The following is a 16,752-nucleotide window of genomic DNA, read 5'->3' as shown; positions in this document are numbered from 1 at the left end:
AATAATCTGAATAAAACTTATTAATAAACTAATCTCAAATCAACACCAATTTTAATTTAAATAATTGGCTATTATGAAAAAAATTCACCATATAAACTTGTAATAAAATTATAAATTAATAACACATAATTTATTACTACTAAAAATAAGCATTTTGTCTGTAGTTATCACCTTAATCAAGCAATTATCTGAATATAATAAATACATAAACTAAAAATTCAAAACATAACCACTTATTAAAGTAATGATAAAGCAATTGCATCACAATATGTAAATACTGTTCTAAACTAAATACACTTACTAAAATACAACAATCATTTTTTAATTAGCTCTCATTATTGCATTGTACAAAAATATTTATATATAATGTCCACGGTCTTTAAAATACAAACTGTTACTTTAAAAAAAAATATTATATACTGCAATCGATTCAAGATTAATCAGTATGATTAATAGTTATCTTTTATACACTCTATTATAAGCTCACAAAATTTATTTATTGATTATAATGAAATATCCACAATAATTAATAAATAAACGATAGATTGTATTTATAATACTTGTAAATAATTTACGGATCAATATTGTATGAAATTTGTTTCTTTTAATATCAACGGACTACGAGCGCGCATGCATCAGTTAACTGAAATTATCTTGCAGTTACAACCTGACGTAATCGGTCTACAAGAAACTAAAGTACATGATGATTATTTCCCCATAAAAGAAATTTTAAAATACGGTTATCACGTATACTATTATGGACAAAAAAAATATCATGGTGTTGCATTACTTCTTCGTCAGATTCCAGTAACCGTGACCAGAGGGCTTTCTAATGATGATCATTTATCTCAAAAACGAATAATCATGGCTGATATTACAACATCAATAGGCATATTAACTATTATCAATGGTTATTTCCCTCAAGGAGAAAATAAAAATCATACTGAAAAATTTATGTATAAAAGAAATTTTTACAAAAATTTTCAAAACTATATAGAACACACTTATCGCAATAATGCATTGTTACTAATTATGGGTGATATGAATATCAGTCCTACAGACTTGGATATTGGTATTGGCGAAAAGAATAGAAAAAATTGGATTTCATCAGGACGATGTTCTTTCTTACCAGAAGAAAGAACATGGATACACAATTTAATGAACTGGGGGTTAATAGATATTTATAGAAATATGCACCCTCATAAAAATGAACGTTATTCTTGGTTTAGTTATAAATCCAATGGATTTAATAGAAATAGTGGTTTACGTATCGATTTAATATTGGTAACTTGTTCTTTAGAAAATCGTTGTAAAAATAGTGATATAAGTTATAGCATTCGTAGTATGAGTAAACCTTCTGATCATGCCCCAGTATGGGCAGATTTCAATATTTAACTTATACTTATATAATAAGAGATGAAAGTTATATTTAATCTTTGTTACTTATTATAAAAATAATACGCTATTAATTTCTACAAATTATGAGTATATGTATAAAACACCTAATATAATTTAAGAATAGTTAATAAATTATTCATTGGATCATCATATAATGTATTTAATGATTAAAGAGTTCATGCAGAATAAATGGCAAACCATTCGTAAAATACTTAAATATAGTGTACGTACACTATATTTAATACGAACGATAATAATAAATATATTTTTTATAGTCCTAATGATTATCGTGATAGGAACATATTTAAACTTAAGAAATAATTCTACTAAATCTCCATCAAAGAACACTGCTCTTATTTTAGACATTTCTGGTACCGTTGTAGATAAACCTATCACATCAGATAACAAATTTCACAAATTCAGTAAATATTTACTAAATACAAATCAATCCAACATCAAAGAAAACTCACTATTTGATATTATTAATATATTACGTCAAGCCAAAAATGATCCCAACATAACCGGATTAATATTATCATTAAAAAATTTTTCTGGAAGTAATCAAACATCATTAGAATATATTGGAAAGGCTTTACATGAATTTAAAAACTCTGGTAAATTGATTTATTCTATTTCTGATTATTACAACCAATCACAATATTTTCTAGCCAGCTACGCAAACAAAATTTATCTTACACCTCATGGTTTTGTAGATTTACGAGGTATCTCTACCAACAGATTATATTATAAATCACTATTGGATAATTTAAAAATTAATACTCATGTTTTTAGAGTAGGTGCATATAAATCTGCTGTTGAACCATTTATTCAAGACCAAATGTCTGATCATGTGCGACATGAAGAGAAAAAAATAATCAATCATTTGTGGAATCAATATTTAAAAACAATATCCATTAATCGTAAAATAACAACTCAAGAAATTTTTCCAGAAACTGATAAAATGTTAAACGAATTACATCAAATAAAAGGTGATACTGCAGCTTATGCGCTTAAAAAAAAATGGATAGATGAAATTGCTTCTCACAGTGTTATAGAAGATACAATGCAAAAAATATTTGGATCTAATAAACAAAGCGCTTCATTCAATGCAATTAGCATGTATGATTATAATCTTACAGTGCCGATAAAACAAAACAACGAAATAGCAATAATTTGTGTTAATGGACCAATTGTAGATGGACCTGATATACCAGGTTCAATTGGCGGTGACACTATAGCTCATAAAATTAAAAGTGCCCGATTTAATTCTAAAGTAAAAGCAGTAATACTTCGTGTTAATAGTCCTGGAGGCAGCGTGAATGCTTCTGAATTAATTAGATCAGAATTAATAGCTGTAAGAAATTCTGGTAAACCGGTAGTTGTTTCTATGGGAGGGGTAGCAGCATCTGGTGGGTATTGGATATCAACTCCAGCTAATGCGATTATTGCAAGCAATAGTACTATTACGGGTTCTATAGGAATATTTGGTATTATTAATACATTTGAAAAGTCTCTCGATACTATCGGTATTCATAATGATGGAGTAGGTACATCTCCTATTTCAAATATTTCGATAACTACATCACTACCTAATGAATATATAGATATGATGCAACTTTATGTAAATAATAGCTATCATTATTTTATTAACACAGTAGCTGAGTCTCGCTATCAAACCATAGAAGATATTCATAAAATTGCTCAAGGACATGTATGGCTTGGTTATGATGCGATAAAAAATGGACTAATTGATAACATAGGAGATTTAGATGACGCAATAAATAAAGCTGTTAAATTAGCTCATCTAACAGAATATCAACTCAATTGGTATGAAGATAAAACAAATTGGATAGATTTTTTATTACAACACACTAATAAGGTTATTCATACTATAAGTATGAATTTTTTAAATCATCTTTTATTAACTAATTTTCACGAAAAATTAAAAATTAATAACCTTAATGTCTTAAACTTTATATGGAATGACCCCAAAAATTGTTATGCTCTTTATTTAGATCATTTAACTCAATTATAATAACATAATCAAAACTTTATTTAGGAATTTATAAAAGTATTAAATTATATTTGTATATATAAAATATCAAATAATAAATATATTCAATATTAATTTCAATGAAACAAAAGATAAAAATATATAATATTTATTTTCCTATATATTACTATCGCATAGTAAATCATATTATAACTAATTAAACACATATATTCTATTTAGTGTTATGATAACGTGTAATTAATTAATACTTACATACAAACATACTTTATATTTTAAATTATTAATTTATATATCTCATACATGTATATATTATAATCGAACTTTATTAATAACGCATAACTACAATTACTTTACACAGGAGTATATAATATATGGCTATTAAAATAGGTATAAATGGATTTGGAAGAATTGGTCGTGTTATCTTCAGAGCTGCTCAAGAACGAAAAGATGCGGATGTCGTTGCTATTAACGATTTATTAGATATTGAACATATTGCATATATGTTGAAGTATGATTCAACTCATGGAAGATTTAAAGGTACAATCAGTGTACATGATGATCACTTAATTATTAACAATAAAGTCGTACACTATACTTCACAAAAAGACCCAAAAAATTTATATTGGAAAGATTTTGATGTCGACATTGTTACTGAATCTACAGGTATTTTCTTAACACAAGAAAAGGCTCACGGGCACATATCTTCTGGAGCTCGTAAAGTAGTCTTAACAGCCCCGGCAAAAGACAACACTCCAATGTTTGTTATGGGAGTAAATAACCACCTCTATAACGGAGAAAAAATAGTATCTAATGCATCTTGTACTACTAATTGTTTAGCTCCATTAGCCAAAGTTATTCATGATAACTTTGGAATTATTGAAGGCATAATGACTACTGTTCATGCTGCTACTGCTACTCAAAAAACTGTTGATTCTCCAATATATAATGATTGGAGAAATGGACGTGGTGCTTATCAAAATATCATCCCATCTTCTACTGGAGCAGCACAAGCATTAGGAAAAGTTATTAAAGAGTTAGATGGTAAATTAACGGGAATGTCATTCCGAGTCCCCATTCCAAACGTTTCTGTTGTCGACTTTACTGTCCGATTGAAAAACCCAGCCTCTTACAAAAATATTTGTGATGTTATTAAGCATGCTGCTTGTGGATATTTAAAAGGAATTATGGGATATACCGATGAAAAAGTAGTATCCAGCGATTTTAATGGAGAAAAATTAATTTCTATATTCGACGCACAATCTAGTATTTCATTAAATCAGAACTTTGCTAAATTAATATCTTGGTATGATAATGAAACAGGTTATTCTGATAAAGTCATTGACTTAAGCATATATATTACAAATTATAAATAATGATACTGATCATATAAGTATGTGACATATTAAATAAATACTTAAAATCATGTATAATGTACCCTGTACAACTTAAATAGGGAGGTTGTTTAAATAAATTAATAAAAAACAACATCCCTATCAATATATACATCAAGCTTCAAAATTTTTATTAATTTCACCTTATTTGTAATATAACTTAATATTTTTATATTCCTACAAAATAAAAATTATCAACTTTAAAACTTAAATATCTCTATATAGACAATTTCAAATTTAATTCCAAAATTAAATTTTGGCACTTGTATCATCATGTATGATTTGATAATCTTAAAAAGTTTTAATATATTTGCAATTTGCATACATATAAATAAGCATAACAACAGTTAATACATAATAATAATAATAATAATTATATAATAAATATTTTTTATTCTATTTTAAACAATTACACATTGAACCTGAAATATTTTAATTTTAGGTAATTATTTATGTTGTATTTTCTAAATATTTGTTCCAAAAGTAGAAAATGCTGGGGTTTTCTAATTTTTACTATCATTACTCTAGAATTAGTAGCCCTATATTTACAACACATTGTTTTAATAAAACCTTGTGTACTATGTATCTATCAAAGATGTGCCCTATGTGGCATAGGAATTGCAGGATTAATTGCAATAACCGTCCCTTCATTTGCTCCTTTAAGATTATTTGCTATATCAATTTGGACATACAGCGCTTATACAGGATTATTATTCGCTAAAAAATACATTGATATTCAATTACATCCTTCTCCATTTTTTACATGTGATTTATTTGTCAAATTTCCCGATTGGTTACCTATAAATAAATGGTGGCCCTCTATATTTGATGCCAATGGTAATTGCGCTGAATTTAAATGGTATTTTTTATCGCTAGAAATTTCTCAGTGGATGCTCATAATTTTTTCTAGCTATCTGCTGATAGCATTGTTCATAGGCATATCACAAATTAATGATCTTCTAAAACATAATACTAAATAACAATTTAAATAAAAATAAAACCAAGTAACTATACCTTAATAAATTAAAATTATTACTAAAATATATATATTAATTGTAAATCATTTTTGTTAATATGAATTCTATTTCAATTGATGTATGCTATAATCAATACACAAAACGCTGATTGTTTTAAAATATATTTATATTACATAATAATGTTCGTAACAAAAATTGTCTCTTATATTTACAGACAACTAACCAAACCCTAAAAAGTAGTACTAATTCTGCAATATTTTTATTATTTTTTAAAATTAAAACACCATTATACCAAATAACAGCGTAATCATCTCTACATCATCCTAACAAATAAGTTATTTATTATAAGCGTTCATAAAAACATAAATCATTAATATAATAAAGTTATAGTGCTATTTTTTATTGTAACGTTGTAAAAATTATAATATAGTATTTTAATTAAAAATATGTAAACTGTTAATTTTATTTAAAATAAATAAAATTAACAATAAATAAACGTATACTTATATAAATAATATTTATTACATATAAGTACATACATATACATATATATATTTAAATTGTGAAAAATTAGAGTGTCTATTAGCATAAAAGGAAGCAATTTTCCATTATTAGTGGTGCATGTTTATAGTACATGCTTGGAAACAATTCGTAGATCATTGCTAGAAAAAATTAAAAAATCTCCTATTTTTCTATTAAAAAATACTCCAGTTGTTATAAATGTTGGTAATCTTAATTCCCGTAGTAATTGGGATGCGCTATATCAAACAATATCAGATTCTGGATTATCTGTAGTTGGAGCATGTTGTTGTCACGATAATAAATTAAAAGAAATAATCATTCGTAGCGGGTTACCTGTTTTATCACAAAACATAACCATATTACATAAAGATTTTCCAGAATATCTTCAAAAAAATACTTTAACAACATCCAGAACACAACTAATTAAAACACCAATACGTTCTGGACAAAAAATATATGCTCATAATAGAGATTTAATTGTTATTGCAAATGTTAGTGCTGGCGCCGAAATAATTGCTGATGGGAATATCCACATTTATGGCACAATGCGAGGACGTATATTAGCTGGTGCATCTGGTAATAAAGAATCTCAAATTTTTTGTACTAATTTATCTTCTGAACTAGTATCTATTGGAGGGCGTTATTGGCTAAGCGATCAAATTCCAAAAGAATTTTCAGGTAAAGCAGTAAGACTTAGTTTAAAAAATGACGCTCTTATCATTCAAGATTTATAATGTATACTGAAAATAAGGAATTTGTTGATGGCACGTATAATTGTTATTACTTCAGGAAAAGGAGGAGTTGGTAAAACAACATCAAGCGCAGCTATTGCCACTGGATTGGCACATAAAGGAAAAAAAACAGTTGTTATTGATTTCGATATTGGTTTACGTAATCTTGATTTAGTTATGGGCTGTGAACGCAGAGTGGTATATGATTTTATTAATGTCATTCAAAATGAAGCCACATTACATCAAGCATTAATTAAAGACAAGCGCAGTGACTATCTATATATTCTACCTGCTTCACAAACCCGCGATAAGAATGCCTTAACTCTTATCGGAGTAGAAAAAATATTAAATGATCTTAATAAAATGAATTTTGAATTTATAATATGTGATTCTCCTGCAGGTATTGATAGCGGAGCATTAGCAGCTCTACATTTTGCTGACGAAGCTATCGTCATCACCAATCCAGAAGTTTCTTCAGTACATGACTCAGATCGTGTTTTAGGTATTTTGTCTTCTAAATCTAAACATTCTATAAATAATATAGAAACTATCAAAGAATACTTATTACTGACTCGATATAATCCTATTCGCGTAAAACATGGAGATATGCTTAGTTTAGAAGACGTAATAGAAATATTAAGAATCCCTTTATTGGGTGTTATACCAGAAGATAAATCAGTACTAAAAGCATCTAATCAAGGTGAACCAATTATTTTAGATATCAAATCCCATGCAGGTCAAGCCTACTCAGATACAGTGGATCGTTTATTGGGGAAACAGTGTCCTTTTCGATTTACTGAAAGCAAAAAATTTAACTTTTTAAAACGATTTTTTAAGAGATAATACTTATGGTATTAGTCAATTTCCTTTTTTTAAGAAAAAGAACCCCAGCTAAAATTGCCAAAAGAAGACTACAAGACGTTATTTCTGAACATAAGATCAAAAATATAAATAACCATTCTCCACATTATTTATATCAACTAAAAAAAGATTTAACCCGAATAATACATAAATATATACCTGATCCATATATACTTTCAGTACAACTAGAAAAAGAAGACAACAACACATTTATTTTAAAATGTAAAGTAATTTACTCTAATGAAAAAACGTAATACGTCAAGCTATACGTATCATTTAAATTAAATATTCCAATAAAAATAACACTTGAAAAACACTTTATTAATTTATGTATTAAACTAATATTATAAAAATATATTCATCCCTCATCATTTATTTACTAATTTTCTAATAAACCACTCTATTTCAATCAAAATTGCAATGAAATTAAATATATGGATAACATTTACATTATCTTTTTATTTATACGGTCAATTCTACAATAGATTATATTATAACATCTCACAACCCATAATAAACCATATATGCAATATTTTCACACACAAACTATTAACAAAAACTCATCCATATACCTTACTAGTATTGTATACGATATTAAGTATTAAATACCACATTTGATACTAAACCAATATTGTTTATGTAGAAACTATTTTATTACGTAAATAAACAGGTTGTACCTGACTTGGAGTCAAAAACATTTTATTTCTCCAACTATGCATTCCTAATGGTAACATATCCCGTGCTTCAGGTGACATGACAATCTTCCTTAAAAAAATAGTATCACTTACTTTGATATGTTCTAACACTGAATAGTTATTCCAACCTGTACCTGCAAGTACCCAACTACCTTGCAACATTGTATTATAAGATGTTAACTCTGCCGCAATTATCTCTGCTGTCATAATAGACTCATTACTATAACATATCCAACAATCATTATCACTCATCCGATAACGAGCGCAATACAATTCGCCCATACGTGCATCAATAGTAGATATAATTTGTTTAATAGAAAAAATACGCCAAGCTCCTTGAGCTAGTACTACCAAAGAAGATACTTCCACTAATGGCAAATCAGCTCCCAATGCTAACCCTTGTGCAACACATATGCCAATTCGTACCCCCACAAAGCTACCCGGACCTCTATTAAATATAATGCAATCAAGAGATTGCAAGGTAACACCTACTTCTGATAATAATTTATTAATCATAGGTAATATCTTTTCTGAATGACGTCTTAATGCTACAATTTTGTGATCATATATGTGATGATCGATCATCAAAGCAACAGAACATAATTCAGTAGTAGTATCAAAAGCCAAAATTCGAGTAGACATATCACATAAATACAATAAAATTATATATTGAAAGTATCATAAAAAAATTATATTATACGTGCTATGTTTATCATATAAACTATAAAATACCAATTAAATTCAAGAAAAAATTACCAACACTAAAAAATTAAGTTGTGATAGCACTCATTTTTTTTATAAAAAATGAGTGCTATCACAACTTAATTTTTCAAAATAATAATATATATCGTAATAAAGATTTATCGTTTTACGTTTGCTTCAAAATAAAACACAATATGAAAATAAATATACCTAACACAATATAAAATAATAAATTATTATACATTCTTTAATAATTTTAAAATGATAAAATATCATACAATTAATATTAATACCTTATCTTTATTAATATAACTAACATAATTAACACATATTTTCAAAACATAAAGGAATGTCTATTTTTAATGGGAATACATCTTATAGAATTACCTTATCGCCCCGATGCTATATTAAATCTTTTTGAACCTTTATCCAATACAGCATGGTCTATGCTGCTGTATTCTGGGCATAATAATCAACACCCAGATAGTCGTTTCGATATATTAGTTACTGATCCAGTATTAACATTAGTTACTAAAAATAATATCACTACAATTTCTCATAACAAAAATCATAAGATTAGTAATACAGATCCTTTTATATTATTAAAAGAATATACTCATATTATTAATATGGAATCATGTAATAGTCATAAACTTAAATTACCATTTCAAGGTGGATTTTTAGGTATATTTGGATATGACCTCGCAAGATGTATCGAATCATTACCAACATTAGCAAAGCAAGATCTCCTGTTTCCAGATATGGCAATAGGTTTATATCGTTGGGCAATCATTTCTGATCATAAACTTTATAAAAATTACCTTGTTACTCATGATGAGCCTAACCAAATTTTACCCTGGATATATCAACAATATACATACAGAAATCACATTGATCGTACATCATTTCGTATTACAAAACCATGGAGAAGTAATATTAACCAATCTGAATATTCAGAAAAATTTAATATTATAAAAAAACATATAACTATAGGTAATTGTTATCAAGTATGTCTTTCTCAACGTTTTTATACCCCATATATAGGCAATACTTGGATAGCGTTCCGTTATTTATTAAATTATAATCATGCACCTTTTTCAGGATTTATTAGGCTGCCAAATAAATTAAGTATACTTAGTTTATCCCCAGAACGTTTTCTACAATTACATGATACGAAAATTAAAACTCAACCCATTAAAGGAACACTACCCAGACTAAAAAATAAACAAGATGATTATCACCAAATTATTAAATTATCTAAATCAATAAAAAATAGATCAGAAAATTTAATGATCGTTGATTTATTAAGAAATGATATTGGAAAAGTAGCTATTCCAGGCAGTATTCATGTACCTAAATTATTTGATATCCAATCATTTACAGGAGTACATCATATGATCAGCACAATTACAGGAAAGCTTGCTAATAATTTTTCTGCTTGTGATTTATTACGAGCATGCTTTCCTGGAGGATCTATAACTGGGGCTCCAAAGATTCAAGCAATGAAGTTAATCGAACAACTTGAACCACATCGTCGAAGTATTTGGTCTGGAAGCATCGGATACTTAAGTTGTTGTGGGAACATGGATACCAATATTGCTATTAGAACACTATTAGCTGATAAAAAAAATCTCTTTTGTTCAGTAGGAAGCGGCATTGTATTCGATAGTGACGAAAATATAGAATATCAAGAAATGAAAGACAAAATACATACTCTATTACTACCGTTATTGAAAAAATTTTATTTAATATAATTACTATAATTTGCTAACAATAATATTTTTAAATATATCTATACAAAAATCTATTGTTGATGTGTTTCATTAAACAAAGTAAAGTGTTCTATCTCCACTAGTTCAATACGATACTCTATCATTTTTCGAATTATAAAACGCCATCTATTAATTGTTAGTACATCACCTTCTTTTGGTATACGATCACAACGAGATAATAATAATCCAGCTAAAGAAGCAACATGATCACATTCATGCACTAAATCATGAGCTTGTAATGCTTGTTGCAATGCATGCAAATCCATACTACCTTTTGCTAACCAACCTGTACCATTATTAATTGTTTCTATTTCTGGTGTTTCATCTTCATCAGGAAATTCACCAGCTATAGCTTCTAGCACATCCAAAGGGGTTATTAGTCCTTGAATAATCCCAAACTCATTAGATACAATAACCATACTACCTCTCGCGCGACGTAATTCTTTCAACAAATTTAAGACATCTAAAGTTTCTGGAACCACAATAGGCAAATTTTCTGCAGCATGTGTTTCCACTTGCTCTCCATGAGCTATCGCTGCCATCAAATCTTTAGCACGAACAATTCCTATTAATTGATCTAATTCACCGTTACATACAGGAAACATATTATGAGGAGTATTCATTAAAATAGAATATAATTCCTGTACTGGTTTTTTAGAATCTAACCATGAAATTTCATTTCTAGGAGTCATTATACTTCTTAAAGTACGTGAAGCTAACGATAACACTCCAGTAATCATATGTCGCTCCTCTTCAGCAAAATGCGTTGTTGATGAAGAAATAGAATAATTTTTTTCTGTAGTAGAACTCCATTGCACCGTATTACCCATTAACCTCATAATTACTTCTGCAGTACGTTCACGCATTGATTTAGTTGATTGACCTTTCATAGAATTACAGTGAGCTATTTGATTAAATAATTCAATTAATACTGAAAATCCAATAGCAACATATAGATAACCTTTTGGTATATAAAATCCAATTCCTTCTGCAATTAAGCTTAAACCGATAATTAACAAAAAACTCAAACATAAAACTACTACAGTCTGATGATTATTAATAAAATTAGTTAACAAACGAGATAATAACAACATCAACGTTACCGCTATTATAACTGCCATTATCATGATGATTAAATTTTCTACTGTACCAACAGCCGTTATTACTGCATCAAGAGAAAAAATAGCATCAAAAACTACAATCTGTATTACTACTATCCAAAAACTAGCGTATCCACGAGTAGTATTATTATGTATTTTATGTTCTAATTGTTGATGTAATTCAGTAGTTGCCTTAAATAAAAGAAAAATACCACCAAATAATAAAATTAAATCTCTAATAGAAAATGAAAAATCAGCGATTTTACATAATGGTTTTGTGAGAGTTGCAAACCACGAAATTAAAGATAATAATGCTATACGCATTATTAATGCCAATGTTAAACCAATAATACATGCACGTTCACGTTGTTTTTTTGGCAGCTTATCTGCTAAGATAGTAATAAAAACTAAATTATCAATACCGAGTACAACTTCTAAAATCACTAGAGTTAATAATCCTACCCACATTGAAATGTCCGTTAAAAATTCCATGATAATCTCCTCCATTGAATGTTAGATAACACATCATTTAATGGCATGTTTATATAAACATATTAAAATATCTGATTACATAATGAAGTTTTAAACAACAAATTAAACATGATCAAATAAAAGTTTGCGTAGGAAAGGGTATTGATAAAAGTTAATATATATCGCCATAAGGTTATGTGAATTTTACTTAAATAAAGAAATGCTACTATTATGATATGATGTAAAATATCTCTTACATACCGCTGTAAAGCATGCATTTTAACATTAAAGATAATCTATCATTATGACAGAAAAGACAGTATAATGTAATCAGTTGTCTTTTGAAGTATCTCAATACTTACTTTCGTATGTATTGATTAAAATAAAATCAGAAAACTAAAATAGTATAAGCATATGGTTTTGTATTTTAAAATACTAAAGAAACATTAACCTACATATTGTACATAACATAAAATAAATCGTAAACAACATGAAAAACAACTAAAAATATATACCGTATTATTTTAAAAAATTAAAATAATACAAAATAAAAAATAAAATATCGATAATGTATCAAAGAGGACAAAGTAGTGACTATAGCTATAGTATTAGGAGCTCATGGTTCTGTATCTGAACAATTACTTAAAACCACTGAAATGATTGTGGGAAAACAAAAAAATGTTGCATGGATTGAATTACTTCCTGAAGAAAATACTGAAATACTAATTAAAAAATATAATACATGTCTATCAAATCTTAATACTAATGCAGGTGTATTATTCTTAGTAGATACCTGGGGAGGAAGTCCTTTCAATGCTGCTCATAGCATCATATTAAACAAAGAAAAATATGATATTGTCACGGGTATAAATATCCCTATGTTAATTGAAGTATTCATGGCGCGTGACGATACCCATACTTGTCAAGAATTAGTACAAATTGCATTGAAGTCTGGTAACGAAAGTATAAAATCTGTAAAATATTGCTCTGATCCTAATCAATTAGAGAGTGACCAGAACACCAATAAAAATAAAATTTTGCATTCATTATTAAATAAAAACAATAAAAACCATATGGTTATCTGTTTAGCACGTATTGATGACAGGCTAATTCATGGACAAGTAGTTACTCGTTGGGTTAAAGAATATAACATTACACGTATTATAGTAGTAAACGATGAAGTATCTAAAGATATGATCCGAAAAACTTTATTGACTCAAGTAACACCTCCTGGAGTAACTGCTCATGTCTTAGATATTGATAAAACTATACGCGTATATAATAATCCTAAATATGCTGGAGATAAAGTCATCATGTTATTCACTAATCCTACAGATATTGTACGCCTTATTGAAGGCGGTATCCCTATTAATTCAGTAAATGTTGGAGGAATGGCTTTTTATAAAGACAAAAAACAAATAAATAATGCTATATCAGTAAATAACATAGATATTGAGGCTTTTAAAAAACTTGATCAATATGGTATTGAATTAGAAGCACGTAAAGTACCATCAGATCCATCATTAAAAATAATGAAATTAATAAAAAAAATAAATCATTCCTAATTAATTTACATATGTATATTTATTTAATAAATTCATATGAGAACTATATTAATAAAATGTTTTATTTTCATATTTTTAGGAAAATGAAATGGAAATTAATGCACTTCAAATTTTTTTATTGTTTATTATATCTTCTATTATTGGAATGGGTTCAATACTTGACGAATTTCAATGTCATAGACCACTAATAGCATGTACTCTAATTGGTTTAATCTTAGGAGACATAAAAACTGGGATTATTATTGGAGGAACATTGGAAATGATAGCGCTTGGATGGATGAACATAGGAGCCGCTGTCGCGCCTGATACTGCTTTAGCTTCAATTATTTCTACCATCTTAGTAATTATGGGACAACAACCTATCGGAGCAGGAATTGCTTTAGCAATTCCATTAGCTGCTGCCGGACAAGTATTAACTATTATTGTACGTACTATTACTGTAGCATTTCAACATGCTGCTGACACAGCAGCAGAACGCTGTAATATAACAATTTTAAGCTGGATTCATATTACTGCTCTTATGTTACAGGCTATGCGTGTTGCAATTCCAGCTACTATTGTTGGAATTTCCGTTGGAACTGAAACTATACATCGCATGCTTCACGCAATACCAGAAGTAATAACTAATGGTTTAAACATTGCTGGAGGTATTATAGTTGTAGTTGGTTATGCGATGGTTATTAATATGATGCGCACTGGATATCTAATGCCATTTTTTTTTCTGGGATTCGTTATTACAGCATTCACCGAATTTAATTTAGTCGCATTAGGTATTATTGGTATAATTATGGCTATCCTATACATTCAATTATCTCCACGATATAATCAAATTACACAAAAAAATAATCATGATTTGACTGTTAAAGCTCAAAACAAACTTGATGACGAATTAGACTAGATTAATAGGTAATTATAATGATTAATAACCCTCAAACAATCCATACCAAAACAAAAATAATAAAATTAAGAAAAAGTGATATACGGGCGGCTTTTATTCGTTCTAACCTTTTTCAAGGATCTTGGAATTTTGAACGTATGCAAGCGCTAGGATTTTGTTTTACTATGATTCCAATAATTAAACGTTTATATCCTAAACACAGCGAAAATCAAAAAGAAGCAATTAAACGACATTTAGAATTCTTTAATACACATCCCTATGTTGCCGCACCTATATTAGGAGTGACCATGGCCATGGAAGAACAAAAAGCTAATGGTGCTACTACTATAGATAATGCTTCCATCAATGGTTTAAAAATAGGATTAATGGGTCCTCTTGCTGGAGTAGGTGATCCAATATTTTGGGGGACTGCTAGACCAGTATTTGCTGCCTTAGGAGCAGGAATCGCTATGAGTGGAAATCTATTAGGTCCATGTTTATTTTTTATTCTATTTAACATAACTAGATTAGCTACTCGTTATTATGGCATTATATACGGTTATAAGAAGGGAGTAAGCATTGTTAATGATATGAAAGGAGGAGTGTTAAAAAAATTAACAGAAGGTTCTTCAATTTTAGGTTTATTTGTTATGGGAGCATTAGTTAACAAATGGACTCATGTAAACGTTCCATGTGTACTTTCTAAACTTACTGATAATAATGGAAACATAGTAGTTACAACTGTACAAAATATTCTAGATCAACTCATGCCTGGATTTATTCCTTTATTATTAACATTTGCTTGTATGTGGTTGCTAAATAACAAAATAAATGCACTATGGATTATTATAGGATTTTTCGGAATCGGAATTTTTGGATACTGGATAGGATTATTAGGTCTTTAACCAAATAGCAGTAGATAGTAAATAAAAAGGCTACAAAAAATAAGAGAACCTTGAAGTTTACAACAACACATAACAACAGAAAGGTTCTCTTATTTTTTGTAGCAACAAACACAGACACAGCAGTAACCATTATACACTTTTTAGATCTCTTCCAAAACTACCAAATTAACACATTAATACTACATATATAGTTTTTACACATATTTTTTTAAACTTTAAAATTAAATACTACTATCTATGTATTTCATATCAACAGTAAATTTGTATACCATGATACTCGCTGTTTATTTTTTACAATTCCTCTTCTTTACCACCACCTTATACTTTTAATATCCTTAATTATATTATAAAGTACATATACACATACATTATAAAGTCGTCACGTTAACAGCAGATGGGCCTTTATGTCCATCTTGAATTTCAAATTCTACGTTTTGTCCTTCAGATAAAGTCTTAAATCCATTTCCTTGAATAGCAGAAAAATGTACAAAAACATCTTTACTACCATCTGACGGTGTAATAAAACCAAAACCTTTAGACTCATTAAACCACTTTACTTGACCTTTAATTTTTGCCATCTTACATATTTCCTTTAGAGTGTTTACATTTGCCGTAACAGCGATTAAAAGACAAACCAGAGTTATTATTCTCGTGAAACATTCAAATAAGAGGAAATTATATTATTCATACATAACAACACTTCTTTACTGAATTTATCAAAATACTACTTACATACGGAAACATACCTCGGTTTACCTGATACCTTATCAT

General features: G+C 28.3%; 12 protein-coding genes and 2 pseudogenes. 11 read left to right on the top strand and 3 right to left on the bottom strand.

Annotated elements, in window-relative coordinates:
- Positions 1 to 588 precede the first annotated feature (588 nt).
- The 7 genes and pseudogenes from xthA to QMA81_03060 all read left to right on the top strand — a co-directional run bounded on the left by xthA (position 589) and on the right by QMA81_03060 (position 8,148).
- Positions 589 to 1,395 (top strand): exodeoxyribonuclease III, encoded by an 807-nt coding sequence (xthA, locus tag QMA81_03090; GenBank protein ID WHL25249.1) that lies wholly within the window; start codon positions 589 to 591, stop codon positions 1,393 to 1,395.
- A gap of 166 nt (positions 1,396 to 1,561) precedes the next feature.
- Complete coding sequence (gene sppA, locus QMA81_03085) at positions 1,562 to 3,433, top strand: signal peptide peptidase SppA (protein ID WHL25248.1); 1,872 nt, start codon at positions 1,562 to 1,564, stop codon at positions 3,431 to 3,433.
- Between the two features lie 350 nt (positions 3,434 to 3,783).
- Positions 3,784 to 4,785 (top strand): type I glyceraldehyde-3-phosphate dehydrogenase, encoded by a 1,002-nt coding sequence (gene gap, locus QMA81_03080; protein WHL25247.1) that lies wholly within the window; start codon positions 3,784 to 3,786, stop codon positions 4,783 to 4,785.
- A gap of 470 nt (positions 4,786 to 5,255) precedes the next feature.
- Positions 5,256 to 5,783, top strand: coding sequence for a disulfide bond formation protein DsbB (gene dsbB, locus QMA81_03075; GenBank protein ID WHL25246.1), 528 nt, complete (start codon positions 5,256 to 5,258; stop codon positions 5,781 to 5,783).
- Positions 5,784 to 6,355: 572 nt separating this feature from the next.
- Positions 6,356 to 7,036: pseudogene (gene minC / locus QMA81_03070) on the top strand (septum site-determining protein MinC).
- A 27-nt stretch (positions 7,037 to 7,063) separates the two neighbouring features.
- Positions 7,064 to 7,876, top strand: a complete 813-nt coding sequence (gene minD, locus QMA81_03065; GenBank protein WHL25245.1) for a septum site-determining protein MinD — start codon at positions 7,064 to 7,066, stop codon at positions 7,874 to 7,876.
- A gap of 5 nt (positions 7,877 to 7,881) precedes the next feature.
- Complete coding sequence (locus QMA81_03060) at positions 7,882 to 8,148, top strand: cell division topological specificity factor MinE (GenBank protein WHL25244.1); 267 nt, start codon at positions 7,882 to 7,884, stop codon at positions 8,146 to 8,148.
- A gap of 381 nt (positions 8,149 to 8,529) precedes the next feature.
- Here the strand turns inward: QMA81_03060 and tsaB are convergent, their stop codons facing one another.
- Entirely contained in the window at positions 8,530 to 9,231 is a 702-nt protein-coding gene (tsaB, locus tag QMA81_03055; GenBank protein WHL25243.1) for a tRNA (adenosine(37)-N6)-threonylcarbamoyltransferase complex dimerization subunit type 1 TsaB, read from the bottom strand.
- A 422-nt stretch (positions 9,232 to 9,653) separates the two neighbouring features.
- On the opposite strand from tsaB, the gene pabB reads away from it, so the two are divergent.
- The gene (gene pabB, locus QMA81_03050) at positions 9,654 to 11,045 is read left to right on the top strand and encodes an aminodeoxychorismate synthase component I (GenBank protein WHL25242.1); all 1,392 of its coding nucleotides are present in this window, start codon (positions 9,654 to 9,656) and stop codon (positions 11,043 to 11,045) included.
- Positions 11,046 to 11,095: 50 nt separating this feature from the next.
- Here pabB and QMA81_03045 read toward each other — a convergent pair whose 3' ends face one another.
- Positions 11,096 to 12,655, bottom strand: a complete 1,560-nt coding sequence (locus tag QMA81_03045; GenBank protein WHL25241.1) for a TerC family protein — start codon at positions 12,653 to 12,655, stop codon at positions 11,096 to 11,098.
- A 569-nt stretch (positions 12,656 to 13,224) separates the two neighbouring features.
- Here QMA81_03045 and manX point away from each other — a divergent pair.
- From manX to QMA81_03030, 3 genes and pseudogenes are all read left to right on the top strand, one after another.
- Positions 13,225 to 14,199 (top strand): annotated as a pseudogene (gene manX, locus QMA81_03040) (PTS mannose transporter subunit IIAB).
- A gap of 88 nt (positions 14,200 to 14,287) precedes the next feature.
- A complete protein-coding gene (locus QMA81_03035; GenBank protein ID WHL25240.1) occupies positions 14,288 to 15,097 on the top strand; it encodes a PTS mannose/fructose/sorbose transporter subunit IIC in 810 nt (269 codons plus the stop codon).
- Positions 15,098 to 15,114: 17 nt separating this feature from the next.
- A complete protein-coding gene (locus QMA81_03030) occupies positions 15,115 to 15,981 on the top strand; it encodes a PTS mannose transporter subunit IID (GenBank protein ID WHL25239.1) in 867 nt (288 codons plus the stop codon).
- Positions 15,982 to 16,349: 368 nt separating this feature from the next.
- Here the strand turns inward: QMA81_03030 and cspE are convergent, their stop codons facing one another.
- On the bottom strand, positions 16,350 to 16,559 hold the full coding sequence (cspE, locus tag QMA81_03025) for a transcription antiterminator/RNA stability regulator CspE (GenBank protein ID WHL25238.1): 210 nt from the start codon (positions 16,557 to 16,559) through the stop codon (positions 16,350 to 16,352).
- Between the last annotated feature and the right edge of the window lie 193 nt (positions 16,560 to 16,752).

It is taken from the genome of Candidatus Blochmannia vicinus (genome assembly GCA_030020825.1).
Lineage (GTDB): Bacteria > Pseudomonadota > Gammaproteobacteria > Enterobacterales > Enterobacteriaceae > Blochmanniella > Blochmanniella vicinus_A.
Note: the sequence above shows the minus strand (reverse complement) of the source record. Positions and strands in the feature narration are given on the sequence as shown.

Excerpts from the sequence above, each read along its gene's own strand:
- minD (WHL25245.1), top strand. The coding sequence starts at position 7,064 with ATGGCACGTATAATTGTTATTACTTCAGGAAAAGGAGGAGTTGGTAAA.
- gap (WHL25247.1), top strand. The coding sequence starts at position 3,784 with ATGGCTATTAAAATAGGTATAAATGGATTTGGAAGAATTGGTCGTGTT.
- pabB (WHL25242.1), top strand. The coding sequence starts at position 9,654 with ATGGGAATACATCTTATAGAATTACCTTATCGCCCCGATGCTATATTA.
- cspE (WHL25238.1), bottom strand. The coding sequence starts at position 16,559 with ATGGCAAAAATTAAAGGTCAAGTAAAGTGGTTTAATGAGTCTAAAGGT.
- QMA81_03045 (WHL25241.1), bottom strand. The coding sequence starts at position 12,655 with ATGGAATTTTTAACGGACATTTCAATGTGGGTAGGATTATTAACTCTA.
- sppA (WHL25248.1), top strand. The coding sequence starts at position 1,562 with ATGATTAAAGAGTTCATGCAGAATAAATGGCAAACCATTCGTAAAATA.
- dsbB (WHL25246.1), top strand. The coding sequence starts at position 5,256 with ATGTTGTATTTTCTAAATATTTGTTCCAAAAGTAGAAAATGCTGGGGT.
- xthA (WHL25249.1), top strand. The coding sequence starts at position 589 with ATGAAATTTGTTTCTTTTAATATCAACGGACTACGAGCGCGCATGCAT.
- tsaB (WHL25243.1), bottom strand. The coding sequence starts at position 9,231 with ATGTCTACTCGAATTTTGGCTTTTGATACTACTACTGAATTATGTTCT.
- QMA81_03060 (WHL25244.1), top strand. The coding sequence starts at position 7,882 with ATGGTATTAGTCAATTTCCTTTTTTTAAGAAAAAGAACCCCAGCTAAA.
- QMA81_03035 (WHL25240.1), top strand. The coding sequence starts at position 14,288 with ATGGAAATTAATGCACTTCAAATTTTTTTATTGTTTATTATATCTTCT.
- QMA81_03030 (WHL25239.1), top strand. The coding sequence starts at position 15,115 with ATGATTAATAACCCTCAAACAATCCATACCAAAACAAAAATAATAAAA.